General features: G+C 66.6%; 34 protein-coding genes. 20 read left to right on the forward strand and 14 right to left on the reverse strand.

The annotated features are described in order from the left end of the window. Positions 1–30: 30 nt before the first annotated feature. From ACFPIH_RS02875 to ACFPIH_RS02910, 8 genes are all read right to left on the reverse strand, one after another. Entirely contained in the window at positions 31–480 is a 450-nt protein-coding gene (locus tag ACFPIH_RS02875; RefSeq protein WP_381167820.1) for a hypothetical protein, read from the reverse strand. 138 nt (positions 481–618) lie between these two features. Then, the gene (locus tag ACFPIH_RS02880; protein WP_381167823.1) at positions 619–1,122 is read right to left on the reverse strand and encodes a hypothetical protein; all 504 of its coding nucleotides are present in this window, start codon (positions 1,120–1,122) and stop codon (positions 619–621) included. A 94-nt stretch (positions 1,123–1,216) separates the two neighbouring features. Beyond that, on the reverse strand, positions 1,217–1,663 hold the full coding sequence (locus ACFPIH_RS02885; protein ID WP_381167826.1) for a hypothetical protein: 447 nt from the start codon (positions 1,661–1,663) through the stop codon (positions 1,217–1,219). Positions 1,664–1,794: 131 nt separating this feature from the next. Next, positions 1,795–2,160 carry a hypothetical protein gene (locus tag ACFPIH_RS02890; protein ID WP_381167829.1) on the reverse strand — a complete coding sequence of 122 codons (366 nt, stop codon included), beginning with the start codon at positions 2,158–2,160 and terminating at the stop codon, positions 1,795–1,797. After that, on the reverse strand, positions 2,157–2,363 hold the full coding sequence (locus ACFPIH_RS02895; RefSeq protein ID WP_381167832.1) for a hypothetical protein: 207 nt from the start codon (positions 2,361–2,363) through the stop codon (positions 2,157–2,159). The genes ACFPIH_RS02890 and ACFPIH_RS02895 overlap by 4 nt, the downstream gene beginning before the upstream one ends. A gap of 15 nt (positions 2,364–2,378) precedes the next feature. Further along, positions 2,379–2,681 (reverse strand): hypothetical protein, encoded by a 303-nt coding sequence (locus ACFPIH_RS02900; RefSeq protein ID WP_381167835.1) that lies wholly within the window; start codon positions 2,679–2,681, stop codon positions 2,379–2,381. 175 nt (positions 2,682–2,856) lie between these two features. Next, positions 2,857–3,327: a hypothetical protein gene (locus tag ACFPIH_RS02905; protein ID WP_381167838.1), complete on the reverse strand. Its 471-nt coding sequence runs from the start codon at positions 3,325–3,327 to the stop codon at positions 2,857–2,859. Between the two features lie 2 nt (positions 3,328–3,329). Next, complete coding sequence (locus ACFPIH_RS02910) at positions 3,330–3,974, reverse strand: hypothetical protein (protein WP_381167841.1); 645 nt, start codon at positions 3,972–3,974, stop codon at positions 3,330–3,332. Between the two features lie 2,047 nt (positions 3,975–6,021). On the opposite strand from ACFPIH_RS02910, the gene ACFPIH_RS02915 reads away from it, so the two are divergent. After that, complete coding sequence (locus tag ACFPIH_RS02915) at positions 6,022–6,279, forward strand: hypothetical protein (RefSeq protein ID WP_381167844.1); 258 nt, start codon at positions 6,022–6,024, stop codon at positions 6,277–6,279. 56 nt (positions 6,280–6,335) lie between these two features. After that, positions 6,336–6,500, forward strand: a complete 165-nt coding sequence (locus tag ACFPIH_RS02920) for a hypothetical protein (RefSeq protein WP_381167846.1) — start codon at positions 6,336–6,338, stop codon at positions 6,498–6,500. Here the strand turns inward: ACFPIH_RS02920 and ACFPIH_RS02925 are convergent. The 3 genes from ACFPIH_RS02925 to ACFPIH_RS02935 all read right to left on the reverse strand — a co-directional run bounded on the left by ACFPIH_RS02925 (position 6,497) and on the right by ACFPIH_RS02935 (position 8,520). Further along, entirely contained in the window at positions 6,497–6,841 is a 345-nt protein-coding gene (locus ACFPIH_RS02925; RefSeq protein ID WP_381167849.1) for a hypothetical protein, read from the reverse strand. The genes ACFPIH_RS02920 and ACFPIH_RS02925 overlap by 4 nt on opposite strands. A gap of 29 nt (positions 6,842–6,870) precedes the next feature. After that, positions 6,871–7,236, reverse strand: a complete 366-nt coding sequence (locus ACFPIH_RS02930) for a hypothetical protein (protein WP_381167852.1) — start codon at positions 7,234–7,236, stop codon at positions 6,871–6,873. Between the two features lie 546 nt (positions 7,237–7,782). After that, positions 7,783–8,520 carry a DUF7873 family protein gene (locus ACFPIH_RS02935; RefSeq protein ID WP_381167855.1) on the reverse strand — a complete coding sequence of 246 codons (738 nt, stop codon included), beginning with the start codon at positions 8,518–8,520 and terminating at the stop codon, positions 7,783–7,785. Positions 8,521–9,043: 523 nt separating this feature from the next. Between ACFPIH_RS02935 and ACFPIH_RS02940 the strand changes: the two genes are divergently transcribed. The 5 genes from ACFPIH_RS02940 (at position 9,044) to ACFPIH_RS02960 (ending at position 11,946) form a co-directional block, all read left to right on the forward strand. Further along, positions 9,044–9,358, forward strand: coding sequence for a hypothetical protein (locus tag ACFPIH_RS02940; RefSeq protein ID WP_381167858.1), 315 nt, complete (start codon positions 9,044–9,046; stop codon positions 9,356–9,358). Positions 9,359–9,488: 130 nt separating this feature from the next. Next, positions 9,489–10,415: a fibronectin type III domain-containing protein gene (locus ACFPIH_RS02945; protein ID WP_381167861.1), complete on the forward strand. Its 927-nt coding sequence runs from the start codon at positions 9,489–9,491 to the stop codon at positions 10,413–10,415. A 520-nt stretch (positions 10,416–10,935) separates the two neighbouring features. Continuing rightward, positions 10,936–11,331, forward strand: coding sequence for a peptide ligase PGM1-related protein (locus ACFPIH_RS02950; protein ID WP_361942203.1), 396 nt, complete (start codon positions 10,936–10,938; stop codon positions 11,329–11,331). Further along, complete coding sequence (locus ACFPIH_RS02955; protein WP_361942200.1) at positions 11,328–11,594, forward strand: hypothetical protein; 267 nt, start codon at positions 11,328–11,330, stop codon at positions 11,592–11,594. Before ACFPIH_RS02950 ends, ACFPIH_RS02955 begins: the two co-directional genes overlap by 4 nt. Before the next feature lie 19 nt (positions 11,595–11,613). Beyond that, complete coding sequence (locus ACFPIH_RS02960) at positions 11,614–11,946, forward strand: hypothetical protein (RefSeq protein ID WP_381167867.1); 333 nt, start codon at positions 11,614–11,616, stop codon at positions 11,944–11,946. Positions 11,947–12,229: 283 nt separating this feature from the next. Here ACFPIH_RS02960 and ACFPIH_RS02965 read toward each other — a convergent pair whose 3' ends face one another. Continuing rightward, positions 12,230–12,517: a hypothetical protein gene (locus ACFPIH_RS02965; protein WP_381167869.1), complete on the reverse strand. Its 288-nt coding sequence runs from the start codon at positions 12,515–12,517 to the stop codon at positions 12,230–12,232. A 96-nt stretch (positions 12,518–12,613) separates the two neighbouring features. On the opposite strand from ACFPIH_RS02965, the gene ACFPIH_RS02970 reads away from it, so the two are divergent. The 7 genes from ACFPIH_RS02970 to ACFPIH_RS03000 all read left to right on the forward strand — a co-directional run bounded on the left by ACFPIH_RS02970 (position 12,614) and on the right by ACFPIH_RS03000 (position 15,264). After that, positions 12,614–13,096, forward strand: a complete 483-nt coding sequence (locus ACFPIH_RS02970; protein WP_381167871.1) for a hypothetical protein — start codon at positions 12,614–12,616, stop codon at positions 13,094–13,096. A 174-nt stretch (positions 13,097–13,270) separates the two neighbouring features. Then, positions 13,271–13,519, forward strand: coding sequence for a hypothetical protein (locus ACFPIH_RS02975; protein ID WP_381167873.1), 249 nt, complete (start codon positions 13,271–13,273; stop codon positions 13,517–13,519). Further along, positions 13,512–13,934 carry a hypothetical protein gene (locus ACFPIH_RS02980; protein ID WP_381167875.1) on the forward strand — a complete coding sequence of 141 codons (423 nt, stop codon included), beginning with the start codon at positions 13,512–13,514 and terminating at the stop codon, positions 13,932–13,934. The genes ACFPIH_RS02975 and ACFPIH_RS02980 overlap by 8 nt, the downstream gene beginning before the upstream one ends. Further along, positions 13,934–14,296, forward strand: coding sequence for a hypothetical protein (locus ACFPIH_RS02985; protein WP_381167877.1), 363 nt, complete (start codon positions 13,934–13,936; stop codon positions 14,294–14,296). Before ACFPIH_RS02980 ends, ACFPIH_RS02985 begins: the two co-directional genes overlap by 1 nt. Before the next feature lie 41 nt (positions 14,297–14,337). Next, on the forward strand, positions 14,338–14,508 hold the full coding sequence (locus ACFPIH_RS02990; protein WP_381167879.1) for a hypothetical protein: 171 nt from the start codon (positions 14,338–14,340) through the stop codon (positions 14,506–14,508). Then, a complete protein-coding gene (locus ACFPIH_RS02995) occupies positions 14,498–14,827 on the forward strand; it encodes a hypothetical protein (protein ID WP_381167881.1) in 330 nt (109 codons plus the stop codon). The genes ACFPIH_RS02990 and ACFPIH_RS02995 overlap by 11 nt, the downstream gene beginning before the upstream one ends. Before the next feature lie 134 nt (positions 14,828–14,961). Further along, entirely contained in the window at positions 14,962–15,264 is a 303-nt protein-coding gene (locus ACFPIH_RS03000; protein ID WP_381167883.1) for a hypothetical protein, read from the forward strand. Positions 15,265–15,426: 162 nt separating this feature from the next. Here ACFPIH_RS03000 and ACFPIH_RS03005 read toward each other — a convergent pair whose 3' ends face one another. Then, positions 15,427–15,666 carry a DUF397 domain-containing protein gene (locus tag ACFPIH_RS03005; RefSeq protein WP_381167885.1) on the reverse strand — a complete coding sequence of 80 codons (240 nt, stop codon included), beginning with the start codon at positions 15,664–15,666 and terminating at the stop codon, positions 15,427–15,429. After that, the gene (locus ACFPIH_RS03010; RefSeq protein WP_381167887.1) at positions 15,663–16,700 is read right to left on the reverse strand and encodes a helix-turn-helix domain-containing protein; all 1,038 of its coding nucleotides are present in this window, start codon (positions 16,698–16,700) and stop codon (positions 15,663–15,665) included. The genes ACFPIH_RS03005 and ACFPIH_RS03010 overlap by 4 nt, the downstream gene beginning before the upstream one ends. Here ACFPIH_RS03010 and ACFPIH_RS03015 point away from each other — a divergent pair. The 6 genes from ACFPIH_RS03015 to fxlM all read left to right on the forward strand — a co-directional run bounded on the left by ACFPIH_RS03015 (position 16,693) and on the right by fxlM (position 23,346). Next, on the forward strand, positions 16,693–17,133 hold the full coding sequence (locus tag ACFPIH_RS03015; RefSeq protein ID WP_381167889.1) for an ATP-binding protein: 441 nt from the start codon (positions 16,693–16,695) through the stop codon (positions 17,131–17,133). The genes ACFPIH_RS03010 and ACFPIH_RS03015 overlap by 8 nt on opposite strands. A gap of 158 nt (positions 17,134–17,291) precedes the next feature. Beyond that, positions 17,292–17,540, forward strand: coding sequence for a hypothetical protein (locus ACFPIH_RS03020; RefSeq protein ID WP_381167891.1), 249 nt, complete (start codon positions 17,292–17,294; stop codon positions 17,538–17,540). A 343-nt stretch (positions 17,541–17,883) separates the two neighbouring features. Next, the gene (locus ACFPIH_RS03025; protein ID WP_381167893.1) at positions 17,884–18,069 is read left to right on the forward strand and encodes an FxLD family lanthipeptide; all 186 of its coding nucleotides are present in this window, start codon (positions 17,884–17,886) and stop codon (positions 18,067–18,069) included. A gap of 75 nt (positions 18,070–18,144) precedes the next feature. Further along, on the forward strand, positions 18,145–20,181 hold the full coding sequence (locus ACFPIH_RS03030) for a lantibiotic dehydratase family protein (protein WP_381167895.1): 2,037 nt from the start codon (positions 18,145–18,147) through the stop codon (positions 20,179–20,181). Beyond that, the gene (locus ACFPIH_RS03035; protein ID WP_381167897.1) at positions 20,178–21,248 is read left to right on the forward strand and encodes a lanthionine synthetase C family protein; all 1,071 of its coding nucleotides are present in this window, start codon (positions 20,178–20,180) and stop codon (positions 21,246–21,248) included. The genes ACFPIH_RS03030 and ACFPIH_RS03035 overlap by 4 nt, the downstream gene beginning before the upstream one ends. 49 nt (positions 21,249–21,297) lie before the next feature. Next, positions 21,298–23,346, forward strand: a complete 2,049-nt coding sequence (gene fxlM / locus ACFPIH_RS03040) for a methyltransferase, FxLD system (protein ID WP_381167898.1) — start codon at positions 21,298–21,300, stop codon at positions 23,344–23,346. The last annotated feature ends 3 nt before the right edge of the window (positions 23,347–23,349 follow it).

Consider the following 23,349-nt stretch of genomic DNA (forward strand, 5'->3'; position numbering starts at 1 on the left):
CTTCCGTTAGCTCAGTCGCTCAGAAATTCGTCAGACGTTTTGCCCGGAAGGCTCGCGGGTGATCACGCAGACCATGTCGTAACAGAGGGGGTCGCGGCTTCCGTCCTCGAATTCGAGGGCGAATCCCGTGACCGGGCTGTTCGGCACAACTGCTTTCAGCCGCTTGAATGCGGACCGGTACATGTGCGCGGGCTGCACGATGTCCCAGGCCGGGGTGTCTTGGCGGCGCCAGTAGGCCCGGCAGACCAGCTTCCCAACGAGTTCTCGACTGCGGACGTAGGCGTCGTACGACGTGTTGATGTACTCGTACGTCCAGCCTTCCGCGGTCCCCTTGGCCTCCAACTCCGCGTACTGCGCGCGGACTCGTGCGTAATGCTGGGTGTCGTAGCAGTGGGCGCAGATTTCTTTACCCGTCTTCTGACACTTCTCCGGGCCACGCCAGTTAGCGGCATGCCCGCACGTCAGCGGCTGATCCGCCACAGTCCCCTCCGTAGGCTGTTTGGATGGCGCACATACAGTTCATTGGGCAGCGAAAAAGGAGCCGACCGGCATCACACGCCCGTGCCGGGGCTCCCTTTTCACTCGCCTGATTCAGTTGTCGTACCGGCCCGGTCGCGGCTACTTCGTCCGCCACTCCTGCCGGAGCTTGTGCCGCATGTCGGCCTCGTACTCGTCCGCCTTGCGACCGTGGACCTTCTCGTACGCGTCCAGGTCGACCACGGGGGATACGGAGCGGCTGAACTCGGGCACCGACCTGTCCATCAGCCGCATGTACAAGCACGCGGCGGCGGACGTCATGGGCGCGACCAGGCTCGTCTTGGACAGGACGGTGATCATCTCCGCATCCGTGCCCGGCCTGGTGTCCTGGCCCTTGGCTACGCGCTCCAGCAGCTCGTGGCAGTGCGCACGGAAGAGCGGCTCACGGAGCAGCTCTTCGTTGTGGGCGGCCTTGAGCAGGATGAAGCTGTTCCAGATCGGCCCCGTCCCCTTCTTGCCCTGCGGCGGCTTCGGCTCGCCGTGCCGGGCCATCGCCTTGTCGATCTCGGATTCGGCCCACTCCATCGAGTCGAACAGCGACTCCATGTAGCCCAGCTCCGGGAGAATCGACGCGATTTCGTCCATCACACTCATGGAATAACCCCACCCCTCGATATTTTTAGGCATGCCAAAGGGCCCCTGCACAGGAATACGCAGGGGCCCTTTTCTTGTGGCTGTTTTAGCTGGCCGGAGTTTCACCGGGCGAGTAGACGTACTCGTACATGCGCAGCACGCGGCCGGTGCTGAAGCCGTTCATGAAGCCGATCCACATCGGGTTGCCGTCGAGGTCTTCGACCTGCCACTCCGTCAGGTAGAAGCCGTTCTCGCGGTCCTCCCGCATGGCCTTGTTGCACTGCTCGCGGGTCAGCGCCCGAGGCCCCCAGCCGAAGCCGCGAGGCAGGTACTGGAAGACCCACTCCGTGCGTTCGAACTCGGTCAGCTCGTACCACTCGCCCTTACCGGCACGGGCCGCGTAGTCCCAGCCCATGTAGCGAAGCGAGCCGTCCTCGGTGGCCTCGACTTTCAGGTCCGGGTACGACTTCCACACCCACCGGGACAGCTCGTCATTCCAGACCCAGCCACGACCAGGCGGCCGACTGAAGCGGTCACCGTGGCGCTGATTCATACGCACCTCCATTTCTGCTGCATCCCTGCCGACCCTCGGCTGGCGAACCCGCTGCCCGACCATGCACAGGAGTGCGCACAGCCACGGCCGGCCTCGATGCGGACGCCCGCGCCGAGACCGGCCGAAGCCATCTACGCGATCACGCTGTCCACGGACTCCTGGACGATCGTCATGTGGTGGGCCAGCCTGCGCATGGACCGGTCGACCGCACCTTCACCCCGGTCCCCGGCCAACTCCTCGGGCAGCCGCTCGATGTCGCGGAGCGCCTCGCGCAGCTCCGCCGCGCGGGCCAGGATCATGCCGTGCTGCCGCAGCCGGTCGAGGCCGATCTGCATGTTGTGGATCGCGCTGTCCAGCAGCTCACCGGATTCGGCCCATTCCTGGGCCAGGTACTCCAGGTCGTCGGACACGGCGCTGATTTCTCGGCCCACGGCTTCGTCGAGCCGGTCGGCCATTCTGTGTTCGGCCCGGAATTCCGTGCGGACGACGTTGTTCATGCTGCTCCGATCTCGTTGGCGAAATATCCGGGGCGGGTCAGGGGCACCGATGCGTTCCTGCCGTCGCCGAAGAACGTGGGGGAGAGAAGGTTCGGATGCGTCGTCGTGTGCGTCAGTACGCCGTTTCCGTTCTCATGACGGATCACCACGTGCGTGCGCTGGTACGACGAGCACTCGGGCCACTTCGGCTTTCCGTTGTTCATGCCGATTTCCTCCGCTCAGTTGTCGTAGAAGCGACCGCAGTGCATCGGCTCCCACAGGTACCGAGACGAATTGCGGTTGTTCGGGTCACCGGCGTTGTACCGGTCTCGGTTGCGCTGGACGCGGTCGCGGTAAGGACGCTTCGGCTTCCAATCGCGGAGGTTTCCCATCCGGTCACCGACCGACTGCCGAGTGGCACGCCGACTCTCGTGCCCGGCGCGTACGGCGAACGCGAACGCCGAATCCGTCATGCCGTACCGGCGCGCGGACAGTTCCGCCCGGTACGACTTCATCTGCGTGCCGTTCGCCTTCAGCACCATGCGGCACAGGTCGACTCGGAGGGACTTACGCGCCGCAGCGCGACGAATTACGGAATGGCCCATATGAAAACCTCCGGGCGGTTGCGGCTGCATCCCTGAATACGGGACGGAATTTGGGCATGCAAAAGGCGCCACCCGGACGACGTATCGCCCGAGTGACGCCCTGCTGTGCGGATCAGACGGCGGCGGTGGAGTACCGGACCGACGCGCCGTGCTTGCGGACGTAGACGCTCACGCGCCCGTCCTCGCGGTTCATGACGCCGACCAGGCGCCAGCCGCCGGACGTGTCCGCCTGCACGATCCGCTTGGCTGCGGCCTTCATCTCCTTGTCCAGCTCGGCCGCCTTGATCGGCGTGTGGACGCGTTCCGCCGGAGCGGTCGACGTCGCCGGACGCGTCACCCTGCGGCGCTCCGGTCGCTCGGCCTTGAACGTGACCGGCACGTCCGCGCGGCGCACGGGCCCACCGACGATGCCGGGGTTGGTGCGGCGCAGCTCGGCCGCGACGCGCGCCTTGTGCTGCCGCGCGGCCCGCCCGCGCTTGGCTCCCAGGTTGCGCCGTTCCAGAGCGGCGAGTCCGGCACGCATGCGCCCGGAGTTGGCGACGTCGATAGCGGCAATGGTGCTGTAGGTGAGCGGCGGCGTCATGATCAAACTCCCTTGAATTGGGCGGCCTTACGGAACTTGCGGATATCGTCGCGAGCGGCCTTTGCCGCGTCGTCGTCGTTGCGCGCGAGTGCGTCACGCTCGCGGCCAATGGCCGCGCGCAGGTTTTCGCGTGCGTCCTCACGCGCCACGCGTGCGCTTTCCTGCCGCGCGTTGTCGCGCGACTGAAGATTTACGAGCGTCTGAACAGCCGTCAGGGTTTCCACGCGTGCGCGAATTTCGGGCGTCATGCGCCTACCGGCGGTCATGCCGACGCGCGAGTTATAGAGGACCTTTTCCGCGCCCTTGTCACGCGACTTTGCAGCCGCGCGAGTCTTCCGGCGTCCATCCTTGGCTTTCGGGCGCAGCCGCTCACCAGCGCTTTTACGCAGACCCGTGGGCACGCTGGGGGTACCGGTCGACGGGCGCACTTCACCCCGGGAACGGGTCGTGATCAGCTTGACGTCCGCTTTCGGGGGGTCGTACGACGACCGGCCCGGAATCGGGCGACGCTCCGGAGGAGTGGCGGGAGTCTGCAAATGCGCGCGTGCGCTTTCGGTGTACTGCTCACGCGCGAAATGGTCGGCGTAAATCTGTGCGGACGTAGGGTCATCAATGGAGAGACCGGCGAACAACGGCTTAGCGGCCATGGGAAACCCCTTAATGGTGCGAGGCTGACAGGGAAAATTGGCGCCTACGGCAGATCTGACGGAATGCTGACAGACGGGGGGAGTAATCCCGGGGGACCGCTCCCCCCGTCCGTAGGCAAAAGACACCGTTCCCGCTAAGCGGTACTAGGCGGATGGGTGTGCACGCTTGCTAGGCGCACGTCACCCCTTGTGCTTTTTCGCCAAAGCCAATCCGTCGCCAGACTTTCTGTCGTGCAAGTCAGGATCATTCGGTATCGGGCAAGAGATAAAGGACCCCGGGAATTCACCCTTTGCAGTCCACCACCTAGCGATATACCCGCACCCCAACCATGGGTAAGGACATATATGTTCGGTGTCCGCTTTCCCGCTTGACGTCACTCACGTAACGCGCACGGATTAGCTGTCAATATTCGCCAGACAGGCAACCGGCCCTCACGGGTACGGCGCATTGCCAGGCGCACACGTGTTTCGCAGCACGTGCACCACTCGCACCCGCCGGGACATGCGGGGGGAGCCGCCGAAAAGCGCGCAGCTCTACCTAGGTCCATGCACTCGCCCGGCGTGCCCGGGGGTGCTATCGCGTGGTCGTCGTTGCCCGCGTGTGTCCCCGCCGCCCCCTCCGGCCGCTCCCCCCTTGCGGGGTTCGCGTCCCTCGGTGGCGACATGGAAGACATTAGGTGTCTTCCCCCGTGGGGGGAACACCTTTCCTGTAATCACTCATGAGCATGGCGTGATAGATGCAGGTCAGGCAGGGTTTTTGGGTGCTAAAGAATCTTGAAAAGAGGGGGGAAATCTCAGAATATGGACGATCAAGCTGTCCAAAATGCCCGGGAAAAAGGGCACATGACATGCCATGCCGCTTAGTTCCTTACGAATGCGGCTCTAGTGGTGCATGTCATGGCAGAAATGACGGGGCGTCAGCAACCGCCGGGCATGGTCGGTGCCCTCAGAATCTCCGGGTATGCCCCAGAAAATCCCCACGATTGGCTAGGCGCCTGCCTGCGGCGTCCGGCACCCCCGGGGGCCCGTCACTCCGGCCGCCCCCCACGGGGCCCGTACGCGTCCGGCCACGCCCCCGCACGGTGCCAGCATGCCGGGGCCGCTCCCCCGGGAACGGGGCCGCGCGGGACCGTGCGCGCCCGCGTGAGAGCCTGTCACGGCACGCGCGCCCGACGGTCCCCCGGGGCCGGTCGGCACGGCAGAACGGCGCACGGCGGCCCGCCCCCACAAAGAAGGCATGACGGACACGCCCCAGAAAATGCCAGGGTGCGAAAATTCGGGGGTTCTAAGGCATCTGCCCTTGACGCCACATAGAGCACACATGAGAGGTAGGAGAGGATGCGCACCCTTGCCCCGCTGCGCGGCTTGCGCGTGGCTCATGCCTATGTGCGGCTCATGCGGTGCTCTGAGGTGGTAACTCCCTCTTGCGCCAGATATGGCTAATGCCAGGGGTGCCGGGTAAGTGCCGATAAAGCACAATTAGGCAGTACCTCATGCTTGCACCACTATGGGCGCGCATACCACATTCCCGAGCAATACGCATTATGCCCGTATTTGCTGAGCAAAGCGGAATGGTTGCTCCGGTAATGTCACGGTCCGCGTGCGACCGGTCACGCTCCGCCTAGAATTACTGCCCGTAAGGTATCTTACGCGCAGTTACTTCGGACATTCACGCACGTCTCGGACTTTGCGGACCCATGGGGCATTATTGGGCAGACCCGGGGGTATCGTATATTAACGACTAACACCACAGACCTCGCGTACACCTCATTCGCCGCGTAGGGGTCGAATCCCCTTAAATAGGGACCCCCCACCATTAAACGGGCGAAGCGGACAATTGGGTGCCTGGGCCGTCTCGCGAGTATCGACCTTAGACCAAGAGCCAGTGTCCTCGCCGCCGGCAGTGGCCGGAAGCCGATATTCCATTTAAATGCCGCCGACCGTGGGCCCGGGGCTGCGGGCAGAGCGCACTTCAACCTGCTGGCATGCACCTGATGTGCGAGACATAGTCTGTGCGCACTGTCCAGTCGTCAGGCGGAGGCCCCACGTGCGGTACCGGATCAACTGGAAGAAGGAGCGGCCGGCGTCGTTGTGGAAGCACGAAATGGTCGGCTCCCTCGTCTTCGCCTCAATCGCTGCCCTGCTCTGGTGGCTTCTCAACATCCCGTGGTGGGTCCCTGTGTGGTTCGGCGCCAACGCGCTGGCCTCGTTCCTCCGTCTCTTCGAACGCAGGCCGGCCGAGGCGCAGTTGACGGTGACCGAGGTGCAGGCGACGACCGTGCGGGTGCGGCAGTTCAGGCTCTAGGACGACGGGATTTGGCTCAGAAAATGGCCGGGGCGACTCAAGCGTAATGTCCCGGTATGAACGCTGAAGCCGGCCCGAGCTGCTGCCCGGAGGAGCACGTGGACGAGTGCCTCGTGTGGGACACCTGTGGCGCGGACAACTGCTGGGGGCTGTGCCTCCTGCGGCACTGCCCCTGCTCGTGCCACGTCGGCCACACCTGCGGCTGCGGACAGCAGCTCTAGTTCTCGGCACTCGCGGGGGGCTGCTCGCGCACCTTCGCGACGACCAGCTCGTGCGCAGCCTCGGCCTCAATGAGCGTGCAGGGGTGGTGGCCGGCCCAGGCATCGGACCAGCGGCCAGCTCGGCGGACGCCGGTGTGGAACATGTCGCCGGCGCCGACCACCCCGGCGTCGATCCCTTCCCACATCGTGCGCACGAGGACGTCGTCGAATTCGGTCTCCGCCACGAGGCGGTACGCATGGTCCTCGTAAAGGGCGGCCCACTCCAGCAACTCCAGGGGCTGGCCTTCCTTGTCCCGGTGGCTGATTCGGCCGGTGGCCTGCTCGCGGGGTTTGTCTGGCATGAGGCCATGCTACGTACGGCCGCTGTGAGTTACGCAGACGTTCGGACCACCCGGCCCTTACGGAGGCGGCGCCGGTGCCTGCGTGCTTCGCGGGCGTCCGCCTTCCTGGAGCGGAAGGTGCGGTGGTAGTGCCACGGCTGGCGGACGTTCTCACACTGGCTGGAGCGGTAGTAGTACGGCTCGTCGGGGCTGATGCGGGGTCGTTCGTTGTGGCAGAGGCAGCAGATGACGACCTTGCGGGTGTCGAGGTCGGCGTGAACCTTGGCGTAGAAGCGGGCGTTGTAGTCCCGCCAGTACGCCTCCTCTTCCTCGGGGGACCGCTGGGGAAGGGAAGCGCGGTACAGCTCGCCCATCCTCGTCAGCAACTCGTCGATGTTCAGAGTCGGTTGAGTCATGGCGGCAGCGTAGCGGTGCGATCGCACTTGCGATCGCAGGATGCTTCAGGTGCTGGCCCCGGATTTTTGCGTCGCGTCGCCTGCGGGGGCAGGCTCCGCCGGCCTGGCTGAGAAATGCTGGCGGGGGGCCGGGACGTAGCCAGTCCCGACCCCCCTGGGGAGGTTACTCGTTCCTAAAACGAGCCCTAAGAAGGGTTGTCCACCCATCAGCTCACGCCGGCACATTTAAGGCTCCGAGTCGTGTTGAGATCGCCGCGCCCTGCCATTGGACCACCCCGGCATGAAGCGCCAGGAGAGGGACTCGAACCCTCATCTCGATGATTTTGCTCGGGCCGGTCGATCCGGCGCTTGGTGGCGTGTTGAAACTGGAGCGAGAAATTGAGTTTTCGGGGCTGGCTTGCCTCTACCTCTGGGCTACCCCGGCGTGTGGTGCCGGGAGAAGGATTCGAACCTCCGCTGTGGCCTGCCCGTGTTCCAAATTTCAGGCGTTAGTTTCAGTTTGCGCTCCTGCGCGCCCACCGCACGCCGGCGGCGGGGGTCTGTGGGTTACGCCGCGAACAGGTAGTTCAGCAGCGTGGCGCCAGGCCGTTGGTTCGTGGCCTCGGCTGAATTGGCCTCTTCTCGGGCGTACTTGACCGCGTCGCGGACGACCTGGAGGCGGCCGAGGAGTTCCTGCCGGCGGGTTGCCGGGAGGGCTCCGGAGAACTTGACCGTGGTCCAGGTGCCGACCGGCACGTCCTCGAAGTACACGTCGACCTGGGCCGGGTGCTTGTCGGTGGCCGGGGCCTTGACGTGGTTGCGGGGCACCTTCTTGGAGCGGACGGTTTCGTAGGCTGCGGTGCGCCAGACGCCGGCCTGCTCGTCCCACTGCCACTGTTCGGAGGGGTCGAGGACGGGGAGCTTGTCGACGAAGGTGTGCAGTGACTGGAGCTGCTTTTCCAGGAAAAGTAGGTAGGTCACGGGGACTTGAGCGAGGAGCACCTGGTCGCCGATCCGGATGTCTGCGCGGGCTGAGCAATTCGCCCAGTCCTTGGTAGCAGTCACGTCGTAGAACGGCATGAGGCCAGCGAGGGCCCGGTTGATTGCGTCGTCGGCCCGGAGCTGAACTCGCGTGGCTTCAGCGGGGAGTTGTTCGCCCTCTTCGTCTCGGGGGCGGTAGGTGCGTGAAATGCCGGTCAGCAACGGGGATTTCTGGACCTCGTGGTGCGCGGCGGTCAGTGCGCCGTACGCCTCAGTTTTTCGGGTCTTCTCCACCGCGACGACCTGGCTTAGTCGCGTCGTCATGGGTGGAACGTTATGCATCCGTGGACGACTGAGGCAATTCACGTGTGGGCTGTTTGGGTGAGTGGTCGACAGTTTCTCTTTCTTGGCGCTGGTGGGGACGTTGAAGACCCTCTGGCGCATTACTCCAGGAGGGCTTCGCCGTCGTCTGGGGCCGCGGGCGGCAGTCAGGGGCGCGCCGCAAGCCGGAGGCATGACGCTTCGTCGTTGGCATATGCCATTCCGATGATGTGCGATCGCAGGTGCGCTCGCAGCGCGTACCTTCGTGGCAGCGGCCAGTCACTCGGATACGTGCGGGCCGTGGCGATCGGCAGGAGGCGCCGGATGAGTGCGGTGGACCAGCTCCAGAAGCTGCTCGGCGAGGTCAATCGCCTTGAGGGGTACGACCCTTCGGCGCCGAAGCTGCCGATCGTGGTGCCGTACTGCAAGCGACACCGTCGGCACTTCGAGCAGGGAATGCTTCAGCTCCTGCTGTGCCCTGGGTGCATGCGAGAGATCGACTGGGACCGGATCAAGGGGGCAACCGATGAGCGAGAGAGCGGCGCGGGAGACGATGTCCTGGGAGGACGCGCGCCGGTTGCTGAAGGAGAAGCCGGGCGCCGTGGTGTCGAGCCTCTCGTGGGAGCAGGCGGGGAAGTGTGTCTTCCGGGCCAGGGCGTACGTGCCGGTGCCGGAGGCCGCGAGGCCGACCGATCTTCTGGAGGGCGAGCAGGAGAGCATCCCTGCGCTCTGGTTCCGTGACCTTGAGGGACGGGTAGGCCCGTACCTCGGGTCGGCGTTCGGCGACGAGCGTGACGACTGGGTCGAGGGCCTCTCCACCGGAAAGCCGGACGCGGCTTAGGCTGCTTCCGGCCCGAAAGCTGGCCCCGCAGGAGTGCTGCATCCCCCGTCAGCGCATCTGTGGGGCCTTTTCGTGCTCATTTTCGCGATGCGACGATTGTGGAAGTGCGTCCCGCGAAGGAGATACCGATATGGCCGCGAAGCGTTCCGCCACAACCACGACTTTGGCGGCTACGGAAAGCGTGAGTTCGCTCGCGGTGGAAGTGCCGGCGGATGTGTCGACCGAAGTCCTTTCGGATACGAGCGTTCGCGTGTCCTGGTCGAGCGCTCAAGATCCGCTGGCTTTCGTCGTGGCGTGGTCGGTCACGGGCAGTGGTTCATGGCCAGAGACGTCCGTGGCGGGGGATGCGCGCAGTCTGGTCGTGGCCGGCCTGCGGCCGGGGACGCAGTACACCTTCCGGGTTCAGGCAGAGTCGGAATGGAGCGCGGAGGCCAGTGCGGAGACGACGGGTTCGGCGCTGGAGGCGCCGACGCTGACGGTCGCCGGCATCTTGGACCGCAACGCCACCGTCTACGTCCTCACCCCGGCCTTGGCCGGCCAGCCGCGTCTCGTCGAGGCGCAGGTGAAGGACACACGGACGGATAGCCCCTGGTACTCCATCTCGGACGTGCCATGGAATCTGTCGGAGATGGGGCCGTACGACGGCTCGTTCGGGCTGAAGGGTCTGTCGACCGGGGCACCGTTCGCGGTCCGGGCCCGGGTGACCGCGGGTGAGGTGACGTCGGAGTGGTCTGCGGAGACGCGGTTCACCACGACGGGCACGAAGGGCTCGAAGCCTTCCGTGAGCGTGGTGACGGACTCCGCGACGTACAGCTCGGTGAAGCTGGCGTGGGGAACCTCGGTGAAGGCCACGGTGCGGATCTACCGGTGGATCAGGTCGACGTCGCCGGGGTCGCCGTTCCTGGCCCAGCAGGTGGCGTACTCCACGGATCTGTCAGGCACGTTCGAGGACACCGGCCTGTCGTCTGGTACGGACTACTGGTACACGGTCGAGTGGGCGCGAGATTCGCGGACGATTAGCGTCTCGAACCCGGCCGCGGTGCGCACGCGGGGGTAGGGGAATCTCCATCTGCTTAGGCGATCCTTGGTGACAATTGACACCGGCGGAACACTTCCTGGCGCCCCGCCGAATGGGTGACGAAGGGCCTCGGGAGACCTGCACCAGATGCTGGAGTGATGTTACCCAGCGTGGCCATATGTGCTGATGGCCCGGCGTTCCAGATGGACATTGCGGGCATCTTGGACATCCCCACCGGCGGGCATATGCGCAGCGTGTAACCGGGCGGACCACAAGACCGCCGTCACCCATTAGAGTGACAGGCCCACAATTTTTCTTTTCCCCCGTGACTCCTGGGTCGGTCTGTGGGTTGAATGTTTCGCGGTGCACACGACGGGCCCCCGGGCCTCTTCCATTGCTCTCGGGGGTTCGTCGTCCACCCAAGTCCGGTCCGGTACAGAGGCCGCGCAGCAAACCCCCCCTTGCCTGCGCCCGCCTCTGTACCGGGCCTTCCGCTTTGGAGGGAGAATTCGAAGTGTCAGTCACCGAGTTGGCCTCCGTCGCACTGGGACCTTCAGGGGTGCCTTTCTCATACGGCCCGGACGGCAGTCCCGTTTCGTCATCCGAGGCGGCGCACCTCATCGCCGACGTCGAGCGGCGAACACTGCTCAAGTCCGACCTCCGCCTCGCCACCGGTGAATGGGTCACCGTGCGCACCCTGGGCCTCGTCTTCGACCCGGACGCTCGGGCCGGCGTGGTGGTGTCCCTGAATTACCGGCCCCGGGTATGGGGCACGGCCCTGTACACGCCGGCCCCCGAGAACGCGCTCCTGGAGGTGCTCGTCACCTACGACGATCCGGACCAGGCCGTCCAGGAGCACAAGCAGGCCATGGCCATGGTGGTGGTCGGCACCAACGAGCCGACCAATGAACCGAGTTGGGCGGCCGAACTCTCCTGGACGGGACCGGGACAGTGACGCTTCCGATGCTGTTCGTCCCATCAGTGCCGGCCGGCGACCAGGGCCTGGTCCTGCATATCAACGGCGTCACGCCGGAACCGCAGGGAAGCCGCTGGTACGTCCTGACGATGGAGGGCAACGCCTACGGCCTGCCGCGGACGCTCTGGCCCTGGGCCATGGAGCTGGACGCCCAGACCAGACGACGTGAGCTGCGGATGCCGGCAGCCTTCGCCTTCCGCCGCGTCGGCGAGACGGTCGCCGTGGAGAAGATCTCCGCCTGATCCTGGGAGGGAAGACAGGGTGCAGACGCCCTTCAACGGCGTGAACCTGACGCGGCAGCTCAACGAGGTGCGGACCCTCCGGGAGTTCCGCATCGACGAGGGCTACACACGCCGAAGAACCGAGCTGAAGGCCGTGTACGCGGACACCGACAGCGGCTTGGCGTGGATCGAGACCAGGAACGGCACCTGGCGCCTGCCCCGCGAGTTCCTCCCCTGGGCCCTGGACATCGACGAGCGCGCCCAGGCCGTCCTCGGCCACAACGAAGTGTTCCCCTGCAACGCCCTCTTCGAGCGGATGCCGGACGGCTCGTGGGAAGTGGAGATATTCCCCGATGTACTCGAAAGGACGTGACGCGAGAATGCCGCACCCCGGGAACCTGGAGTGCGGCATTCTCATGCGTGGACTTCCTCAATCCGCGGATCAGTCTGGCACGCGCCGACAATTCCTCCATCCGCCGTTCGAGGGAGCGCCGTGTCGATGTCGGCCGGCTGGTTGCTCCAGCGCCACCGGGCTCCATCCCACACGACGAGCTGCACGTGGGAAGGGCAGACGCAGCAGCGTCCGGGCCGGGTCGCGGGGTCCACGGCGAGGACGGCCAGGGCCTCGACGATGCAGGGGCACGCGGTCGGCCCGCTCATGCCGGCGGCTTCTCGTCGCAGGTGGCCTTCACCCAGTGCCAGTAACCGCAAGGGCACAGCCGCATCCCGTGCAGCTCGTTGCCGAGCTGGTAGACACACGGCACGCTCTCGCCAGCCGTCCACGGTGCCGGGTGGTACACGGCCCAGGCCCGCAGCGCGGCGCCGCAGCAGCGCATCCACCCCCCGCCCATGATCTGCGGCGGTGTGAACGCATCCGGCGCCGCGTTGAAATCCGCCTGCGCGGCGTAGAAGTCGCGGCACTCCCCGCAGTACCCATACGCCATTTGGGTGGAACCAATTTCGTTGTTGCACTCGGGACACACGGTCCGGAGTTCGCGCCTTGAATTCATATGGGGACAGTAATGGCTACGATGCGCAACATGCCGGAAGCAACAAGTGTCGGGAACGACTGGCGCCTGCTTGGCTGCGCCTACGTTCAGTCCTTCATCACAAACGACAAGGCGAACCAGCGCCTCATGGAAGCCCATCCCATAGAGCTTTCCGCGAGCATCGGTCGGCTGGCGTTCACCGTGACCGAAGAAGTCTTCTTCCCGATGGTTTTCGGGGTCGAGACCCACTGTTCCTACCGGGCGGTCGAGTACCTCCGTCGGCGCGACCCGGAGTTCGGTGCCGCGTGGGTTCGCCGCGTGCGCTATCGACGCCAGGGCCTGGGCCTGACCATGCGCCCTATCAGCAGGTCACGGCACGTCGCAGCCGACATCGCCCGCATGCTCTGCCGGTCCTGGGCCCACCAGCACAACGCCGACGAGCCCGGGGTGCGCGTGTGCGACATCGTCCCCGTAATGCTCGAAGACCTGCGCTCAACGCTCTGCCATCAGAGTGAGCACCCAACAGATCCGTAACCAAAAATGGGGGCGTCCCGTTTATGTCTCTGTACGGTATCTGCTCGGGTAGTCGGCCTTACCTCGTCGGTCGGTTTCCTATCAGACATCTGTGCACGGGAGCCCCTTGCTGCCTGATCCCGGCAGGGGGCTCTCTGCTTATGCACACCCCACAGCACGAGCGAATGAGGTGTCATGACCGAGAAAATGCAGGCGTTGCACGCACTTTCCGTACACGGGGAGTGCACCGTCCTCCAGCTCGTGGACGCCACGGGCATCCAGTCCGGTCGCGCCTTCGCTGCGCTTCAGGCCCTCGTCCGCGAAGAGTCCGCCGTCAGCGTCAAGCGGGACGGCCACGCTCGATACACCATCACCAACGCCGGCCGTCAGACAGTCGAGTCCTGGGAACTCGCCTCCACGCAGGAGGAGATGGACTGTGTCTGACGGCACCGACCTCGACATGCCTCTCCATCAGGCCGCCAAGTTGCTCCACGGCCTGATGGAGGTGCTCTACCTTTCCTCCGCCTGCGCCCTCGGGCACCACACCATGTGCCGGGGCGTGGACGAATTCCGCTCCCTGGTGTGCTGCTGCGTCGAGTGCGAGCACGCCGAGGTGCGGACCGCCGGCCCGACCTCTGCTGGTGTTCCTCTGCTGCACCTGGCGAACGCGGAAGCCGACCGGCTCGACAGCCACGTCTACAGCGACGGTGAAGCGTTGGGCGTCCGGGCCGACCTCGTACGGGCCCTGGAGAAGACCCTCGAAGAGACCGGCCGCAGGACGAGCGAGGCCAAGCGCCGGCGGATGGCCGTGCAGCTCGGCATCGCCGCCTGCCTCACCTTCGCCCCGAGGAGCCTGTGATGTTCGGGATGCTCCCCTTCCCCTGCGGCTTCGAGCCCGAGGACCACGGCTGGACCGTCGTCGAGCCGATCGCGCCCAACCAGCGGCTCCAGGCCGCCATGCAGGAGCTGCACCGGTTCGGCTTCGTCTCCACCCACTGGCAGCGCTGGGAGGTCCCGTACCGCTCGCCAGCCGGTCTCGCTCGCGTCGGCTACGACAAGAACCGCGACTGCTTCTACGGCCTGTACATGCCGCCATTCGAGCGAGACAGAAACAGTTTCACGCTCGCCGAGATTCACCGGGAAATCCGCTTCGGCGTAGGGGGCGGGAGCATTTCACTCGGTCAGCCGTCCGTGTCGCTGACAACAGTTCCCATCACGTAGTGAGTATGGGCGTCAACCCAGATCAGAAAGGGGCCACCCTGATGACTGAATTGACGCCCGTACACACGGTCGGCCCGACCCGCACCGTCGTGGCCGGCCTCCTCCTCGGCAATACCCGGAACGTCGAAATGGTCCTGCGTATGGGGTGGGAAACCCTGCGCGACGGCCAAGTGCTCCCCGTGCCCCTGATGGCGGTGCGCCGTGCACAGTGAGCTGGAGTCCGGGCTAACGCTCTACCGCGAACGCGCTTACCTCCTGGGCGGCTACGTCGGAATGTTCGGCGGGGTGTTCTCCCACACCGACCTCCAGGCCCCGGAGTACCCCGTGCTGTACATCGAGACGCCCAAGGGCCAGACGTCGTGGCACATCCACCCCGACGACAAGGACTGCTTCGACGGCCTCAAAGTGCCGACCGTCCAGGAGTACCCGTGGGACGGTCACTCCACGGAGGAGAAGTACATGCGCATCCAAGCGCTGAATCTCCTGATCCCGAAAATGACCTACGCGAAGCCGGAATACGGAAACCCCTGACCGGCCCACGAACAGAGGCCCGCGACCTGAATTCCCCGAGCCAGGACGCGGGCCTCACCCCTGTCCACGATTACCACGAACAATTTTCCGCCGGCCACCGTGGAATACGCCCCATCCGAGAAGAGGTGACCGTCATGCCCCTCGTCCGGCGGCCGAACCCAAGCTGGCAGGCATACCAGGAAGTGCTCCCCGGCACTCCTACAGGCGGCCCTCGCAGCTCCCTCGCGGCCGGCTGGCCCACCGAGCTGCCCGACCCCCGCCCCGGCGCTACGCCGGCGCTCCAGGCCGCGACCCTGCCGCGCCTGACTGCACAGCCAGGCACCGCACCCACCCGCGGTCGCCCCACTCGCCCCCAGCTCGGCCTCGGCGCCGCCCCCACGGGCGCCCCGTCGACCACCAACGGCCGCAGCAGCATCTTCTCCATGCCCACGTACTGACCCGGAGGTCTCCATGTCCAGCAGCCTCGACCTGTTCCTCTCCCTCACCGTCCAGCTCGGCGTCTTCCTCGGCCTGTAGGCCGGTATGGCGAAGGCCCGCTCCCCTGACCTGAACAGAGGGAGCGGGCCTTCGCCGGTTGTGAGGGTCCGGAAGTAGTTGGGTTACGGCACCAGGCCCGGCTCGTTCGCCTTGACCCCGTTGCAGTGGGCCAAGTACTCGGCGTCGGTCAGCGGGATCATGTGACTGGTGAGAATGGAGTGCCGCAGCACCCATCCGAGCCCCGCGACCCGAGTAACTTCCAGGCAGTCCTGACCGGTACTGCCCGAAAATGAAGACTTGGTCCACTCGGCGCCCGTGAGGTCGGTCGCCAGCAGGGCCTTGAGAGTCTCTTCCTTAGTCAACGCGACAGCTCTTTCCTAATTGATCTCAACAGTTCCAACGAAGCCAGCGGTGAACGAGCCAGCTCCCGCAACGACTCAATGTAGGAGCGCAGCTCTCGGATCTCCCGGGCTGACTTCCTGAAGGTCATCCCCGTCATCGCGTCGAAAGCTACGATCGGCTTTTCACCCGCCCCACCGAATTCCAGCAGGGTAAACATGTGGGTCAGGGTTGCGCTAGCCGTGAAGGGAATGATTCTGAATGAAACCCTTCCCGCTTCCGCGTCCTCGATGAGGGAGTCGAGCTGGCTGACCATGACGGTCTTGCCGCCGACCTCCTGCCGCAGGGCTCCTTCACCGATGATCGCTTCGACGGTTGGCGGGTGGCTCTTGTCGAAGATCCCTCGGCGCTGTCCACGCAGATGTGCCGAGCGGTCCATTTGGTGCGGCGAGAGGACCGCCTTGTCCAGCGAGAGCGTCAGTGCTTCCGCGTACGGGCGGCGTTGCAGGATGCCCGGCAGGACGTTGCCGGCGCATGTGGTGATCTTCGTGGCAGCGTCCTCGTAGGCCACGAATTCCAGGAGCGACTCGTCGAACTCCTCCTCGAACTCGCGCCACCAGGCACCCTCGATGTCTCGGGCGGCTCGCAGCAGCGTCTCCAGCCGTACCTTCGCCTCCGGGTCCATGTGCAGGGCCTTGACGATGGCTTGCCACTCCGCGTCGTCGGGCAGCGCCGCCCCTCGCTCGAAGCGTGAGTAGCGGTCGACGGTGCTACGTCCGAGGACTCGGGAGATCTCGATCTGCTTGATCTTGTGGTCCGATTCGGTGCGAAACGCCTTCAGTGCGTCACCGAAAGTCCGCCGCGCGACGATCCCCGCCGTGTTCACCGACATGTGCAGCCCTCCCTTCGCGGCTCGCTCGACATCCGCAGGGTAGCGCGCAGCCCAGCGCAGCGGCACTTCTGAGGGCATTTCAGCCGAGGGACTTGCGATCGCACCTGCGATCGCACCACACTCGGGCTTACGCACCGAGCGGGGCTCGTAGCGGTGCGTGCTCATCTACGCGGCTGCCCACGGCCGCGTGCTGGAGGCTGCCATGCGCACAGGAGAGCACCGGATGGAGCGAAGCTCTGTGGCGAGATCCTTCGCCAGAGAGACCAACTCCGTTCCGCAGGCCCGACATTGGGCGACGAAAGTCTACGCCGATGCTGGCGTGGACGAGGACCTGGTCGAACTCTGCGGGCTCTTAGTGAGCGAGGCCGTCACCAATGCTGTGACGCATAGCGCAGGCACGGAATTCACAGTGGTCGTCCTCCCTGACCTCTGGATTGAAGTCTGGGACGACTCACCGGTGTTGCCCCGCCGGCGGGTAGCCGATCTGGATTCGGAGGGCGGCCGGGGCCTGCAACTGATGGAGATGTGCGCACCTGGTTACCAGGTGCTGGAGACTACGGACGGCAAGGCTGTCCGATTCCTGCCGAAGGGATGGTGAACCGCCCGATGCGCTCCGCAGAGGCCGGTTTCCGTCTATCGGTGGTCGAGGAGGACGCGTTAGCTGAGGACCCGTATCCGGACTTGCCGGTGCGGCTCCGCTTGCGTGGCCAATTCGCCGAGCCAGTCGACGGTGTTGAGGTCGCAGACATTCAAGTCTTGCTCGACGGCGCGGCGTTGGCCGACCTGATCGCCCAGGGACGCGCCCTCCAACTCACGCTCGGACAACGGGCACGGCGAGCTGCTCTTCGTGCCGAGGCCACCCGCGTTGCGTACAGCGCCACCCCGGTCGCCGCCGACCCCCGCGAGCAATTGGACCTGCTCGACACCGTCCGTCGTGGCCTGGAGGCGTACGAGACCGACGGTCCTGGGACAGAAAACTCCTCGACGGGCTGGGGTGGGCCCTAGTCCGCCGAGGGCTGCGGACGCGGGACCCGAGGGGGGTGACGTTCGCGGCGTGTACGGCTCGGGCTCGTCCAAACGCCCCTGGGAGCGAGCCGTGCACCTCACCCCCGCCGAGCAACCGGCCCGGCGGGGGTGACCGAAAACTGCGGCGGCAGGGGTGAGACGCAACAGGAGCGTTCCACATCGACTTTTCGGGATGTGCGCTCCGGGAAAGTCCCCTTCCGCCGCTCTGACGGGCCCGATCGGTGTTCTGCGCCGTGCCGGCCGGGCCCGTCAGCCCAAAGCTCCGGGGCTCGACCGAGTTCCGGAATCCTGCACCATTCGCTACGACTCAGCGGAGGCATGCATGACCACCGTCCATCTGGAGCGACCGGTTGCTCCCACGCAGCCGGCCATCGACCAGGACGACCCGTTCCAGCTCGACATCACCATCATCGAGAACACGCCGGAGACCGAGACGGTCCTGATGTGCGGCACGGGCGACAACTGCGGCACGTCCTGCCCGAGCGCCTGCTCCGGCTCCACGGTGTAACCAGTCCAGTCCGGCGGTGCGGGCTGGGCGGATCTGTCCCTCCAGCCCGCACCCCTCTGCCCAGAACGGAGGGTCATGACGCGCTCCCGACTCAGCCTGTACCAGGGCGCCGGCGAAGGGATGCTGCGCGCCGCGGTAAACCGCACCGGGCCGGACATGCCGCCCTGGCCGGGCCCCACCGCACATCTTGAACACTGGCGTTCGTGGCTCGCTGCGGTGTGGGCCGATGACACGTTCCGGCAGGCCGCCTCCATCGCCAGCCCGGATCTGTCCCGCCAGGTCCAGTCGATTCTCGACGGGCGGTCGCCGAAGGTGCGCCGGGTACGACGGGCGGCACTGGCCACGGCTCGGTACGCAATCAGGTACACGCGCCGCTCCGCCCCGTTCGGGCTGTTCGCGGGTGTCGCCCTCTTCGAGTTCGGCGAGACGGCCGAGGTGCGGGTCGGCGTCCGTCACCAGGTTGTTGCCCGGCCGGACCCGGTGGCGCTCGACGCGGCGATCAGCGGCTGGGAGGCGGACGGCGCGCGGATGTCCGAGGTGGAGGTCTGCGTCAACAACCTGCTCAGGCAGGAGGGCGGGCGCGTCTATGTCCCGTCCGAGGGCGCTTCGGAGGTCTCGCTCGCACTGGCACCTGCGGTCGCACTGGTGCTTGACGCAGCCCGTTCACCTATCCGGTACTCGGCGCTGGCGGACAAGCTCGCCGCCGAGTTCCCGAACACGACCGAACCCCAACGAGTAGGGCTGCTCGGACAGCTCCTGCGGGTGCGCCTGCTGCGGTCCTCGCTGCGTGCGCCCGCCACAGTCGTCGATCCCACCGCCGCCCTGCCGCCTGCTCTGCGTGAGGACGCCCGGAACCACCCCACGGCGCCGGATCTGAGGCTGGACGCCACGGTGCGGCTGCCGGAGTCGGTCCTGACGGAGGCGGAGACTGCGGCGACGGTTTTGACCCGGCTCTCCATGCATCCGACGGGGACCCCGGCGTGGCACCGCTACACCGAGCAGTTCGCCGACCGCTACGGCGAGGGCGTCGAGGTGGCGCTGGAACTGGTGACAGATCCCAAGCAGGGCCTGGGTTTGCCCGAGGGATTCGGCCAGGCGTCCGAGCTTCCCCGCCCGATGACCCGACGAGATCGGCTGCTGCTGGAGCTGGCCGGTATCGCGGCCGTCGAGGGCCGCCGGGAGGTGACGCTGTCCGGCGCGATGATCGAGGAGCTGGAAGCTGCCGCGGGTAAGTCCGTGCTCGCCCCGCCCCACCTCGAACTGTGCGGGCAGGTTCAGTCCGGCTCGATGCGGGCCTTGGAGCGCGGCGACTTCCGTCTTCAGGTGTCCACCGCATCGCGGGCGGCCGGCTCGTTCACGGGCCGGTTCTGGCACCTGTTCCCGAAGGCCGGCGCGACGTCTCCCGGTCTGCCCACGGTCGAACCCGGCGCGGAGCTGGCCCAGTTGTCCTTCCACGCCGGCCGTGTCCGTGCCGATCTGCTCACTCGGGCCCCGCAGGTGCTGCCCCGGCTGGTCAGCGTCGGGGAGTTCCGGCACCGCGGGAAGGGGGTGCTGTTCCCATCCGATCTGGCCGTGGGTTTCCGTGACGGCCGCCTCTACCTCACCGAGGCCGCCACCCACAAACGTCTTGAGTTGCTTGCGCCGACGGCGATCAACTTCGTGTGGAACAACCACACCCCTCGTGTGGCCCGGTTCCTGGCCGAGATCAGCCGGGCCGGTGCGCCCCAGGTGACGTGGTTCGACTGGGGCGCGGCCTGGACGTTGCCGTTCACGCCGGCGCTGCGCTACCGGCGGTCGATCCTGGCGGCTGCGCGGTGGAGGCTGCGCGCTCGGGATCTGCCCGGCCGCGCCGCGTCGCTGGACGAGTGGGCCGAGCAACTTCACGCCTGGAGACGCCGGTTCGGCGTCCCGGACTGTGTGCTTGTGGGCGACGACGACCAGCACCTGCCGCTCGATCTTCGCCAGGACATGCCGCTAGACCTCCTGCGCGCCCAGCTCGACGCCAGCCGGACCGGGGTCGTAACCCTGTTCGACGCGCCGCCACCGGACGCCGACGGATGGTTCGGTGGGCGTGCCCACAGCATCGTCGTTCCCCTGAAGGCACGTTCATGACGGCCGGGAGCCTGCCCAAAACGCAGGATCTCTCCGAAGGCGCACTCGGGATGGCGCTGCTGTACATCGAGCGCGGTGACCTGGCCGCAGCGCGAAACTCACTGGTAGAGGCGACAGCGGCCGGGGTCAGCGGCGGAGGCAACGCGTCGTTATTCCACGGCGCCCCAGCACTGGAGTTCGTGCTCAGCCGCGCCGGACGCTCCGACCGCGCCGTCCGCGACGCCGTCGACCGCATCGTGGCCACCCGACTGGCCGCAGCGCACCGCCGGCAGGCGGCTGGGACGCTGCCGCACCTGGCGGAGTTCGACCTCATTCAGGGCTTGACCGGCCTGGGCGCACTCCTTCTGACACGCGATGCGGTCTCACCGCTGCTGGAGGAGGTTCTCGCCTATCTGGTCTCCCTGTCACGACCAGTCCGCATCGGCGGCCGGGAGCTGCCGGGATGGTGGTCAGCGGATGGCCCCGGCCACGAGGAGATGGACGGCGGACACGGCAACAACGGTGTCGCGCACGGCATCGCCGGCGTGCTGGCAGCGGTATCCCTCGCCGCACTGCGCGGCGTCCAGGTGCCAGGGCAGCACGAGGCCATCGAGGTGTTCGCGCGCTGGCTGGACACATACGGCTGCTGCTACTGGACCACCCACGAGCAACTGTCAGCCTCTGAGCCGCCCGAGCCAGCCCGTGCGCGCCCGTCCTGGTGTTACGGGCAGCTCGGCATCGCGCGCACCCAGCAGCTCGCCGCGCTCGCCCTAGGCGACCCGGCCCGCCAGCTCGCGGCAGAGGACACCGTCGTACACGCGCTGACTGACCCGAGCGGCCTCGACCTGATCACCGACGCGTCGCTGTGCCACGGCTGGGCCGGTCTGCTGACCGTCACCCGCGCCGTAGCCGACGACAGCCCCACTCCAGACCGGTTCAAGCCATTGATCGACGACCTCGCCGAGCGCCTGGCCGCCGACCTGAACCGCCCGTCCAAGCCCGGATTCCTGGAGGGACGTGCTGGTGCACAACTGGCCCTGGACGGCACGAACAACACGGACTGGACCCGTGCCCTGCTGATCACCTGACCGCCCGGCACTGGGTCCGAACCCCACCGAAAAGGAGTGCTCAACGACCATGGACGACGAGAACCTTCCGATCAGAGCCGAGACGGACTGGTGGCACGCACGCGTGTCGTTCCCCGGCGATGCCGGGGTGAGCCCGGAGGCCGCTCAGGCGTTGTCGTCCGCGCTGGGCGGGCAGCGGTTCCACTTCCTGCGCAAGGAGGGTGGGCTGCGCCTGCGGACCGAGCACGCTGTGGCCGACCTCCTGGACGGCCTGGTCGCCGGACAGCAGGTCAGCCGCTGGGTCATCGGCATCTACGAGCCGGAGCCCGTAGCGTTCGGCGGCCCCGACGGGATGGACGTCGCACACGACGTGTTCTGCGTGGACAGCCGGTCCGCTCTGGCCGAGACCGGCAGCCAGGGTGCCCGAGAGCGCTGTGTTCTGCTGCTGTCCACCATGATCCGGTCGGCCGGCCTGGACCCCTTCGAGGCCGGCGACGTCTGGGCGAAGGTCGGCGCCATGCGGCCACCCGTCACGCCGCCCACCGGCCCCGCGCTCGACGGCGCAGTCACGGCCATGCGGCGCCTGATGAACGCGGATGCGGCCCGGCGGACGAACGCCGAGCCTGGCTGGGTCGAGCGGGTCGCCGCCTTCGAGGACACCGGGCGCCGACTCAAGCAGCTAGCCTCCGACGGGCGGCTGACTCGGGGCCTTCGCGCGGTGCTCGCCCATCACGCGATCTTCGCTTTCAACCGCGCCGGAGTGTCTGCCGACGAGCAGGCCGCTACCGCATGGCTGGGCTGTCAAGTCGCCTTCCCCGAAAGGGGTGCAGCCGACGTGTCTACCGGCAAGTCCACCTCACCGGAATCTAACCTCGCACCAATGGAGACCACCCTGAATTCCGTCACTGACCCCGTCGAACTGCGCGAAGCGCTCGTGAACCGCCTCACCGAGGGCGGCCACCTGCACACCCCCGAAGTCGTCGCCGCCTTCCGGTCCACCGAGCGTCACCTGTTCCTCCCCGGCGTCAATCTTCAGACCGCGTACGTCAACGACGCCGTGCCCATCAAGCACGACGAAGCCGGCGAGATGATCTCCTGCATCTCCGCACCCAACATCGTCGCCATCCAACTGGAGCAGATGGGCGCCCAGCCCGGACACAGGGTCCTGGAAGCCGGGGCGGCCACCGGCTACAACGCGGCCCTGCTGGGGGCTCTCGTGGCTCCTGAAGGCCACGTGTGGACCATCGACGTCGACGAAGACCTCATCGACGGCGCCCAGAAGAATCTCGCGCAAGCCGGGGCCACGAACGTGACGGCCCTGCTGGGCGACGGCGCGGCCGGCCTTCCCGAGCACGCTCCCTTCGACCGCATTCAGTTCACGGTCGGAGCCGGCGACGTTCCGGTGAGAATCCTCGACCAGCTCGCCCCCGGCGGACGCCTGGTCCTCCCGATGCGAATCCGGGGCAGCGTTTCCCGGTCCTTCGCCTTCGAGCGGGACGGTGACGCCTGGAAGACGGTCTCCTGCGAGATGGCCACCTTCGTTCCCCTGCGCAAGGGGGTCTGTGACGACGTCTACACCCTCGTGCCTCATGACGGTGAGGGCACCGTCCGCCTGGAGACCTTCAGCGAGCAGGAGGTGGACCGCGAGGCGATGCGCACCGTTCTGGACCAGCGCCAGGCCACGGTCTACACCGACGTGAAGTTCCGCAAGGGCGCCCCCTGGGAGTGGCTGTACCTGTACCTGGCGTCGGTGCTGCCCAACGGTCTGTCCCGCATGCCCGGTGCACGCCCCGGCTTCAACCCGCACTTCGGCTGGGGCTCCATGGCCGCCCTCGACGGCGACACCCTGGCCTACCTGACCGTGCGCGAGGGCGAGGACGAGCAGGGCAAGTTCTGGCAGATCGGCGTCATCGGCCACGGCTCGCGCGCCACCGAACTCACCGACGAGGTCGCGACGGAGATCGGCGAGTGGCACGACGGCTGGGGCAACGACGCGCCGGAGCCCGGATTCCGCATGGCCGTCGGCGACGCCCGCGCCCAACTGACTGCCGCTGAACCGCGCTTCGTCATCGACAAGGCGTACAGCCGTCTCGTCGTCGACTGGCCGCGCAAGGGCTGAGCC

This window comes from Streptomyces vulcanius (assembly GCF_042653945.1).
Lineage (GTDB): Bacteria > Actinomycetota > Actinomycetes > Streptomycetales > Streptomycetaceae > Streptomyces > Streptomyces mangrovi.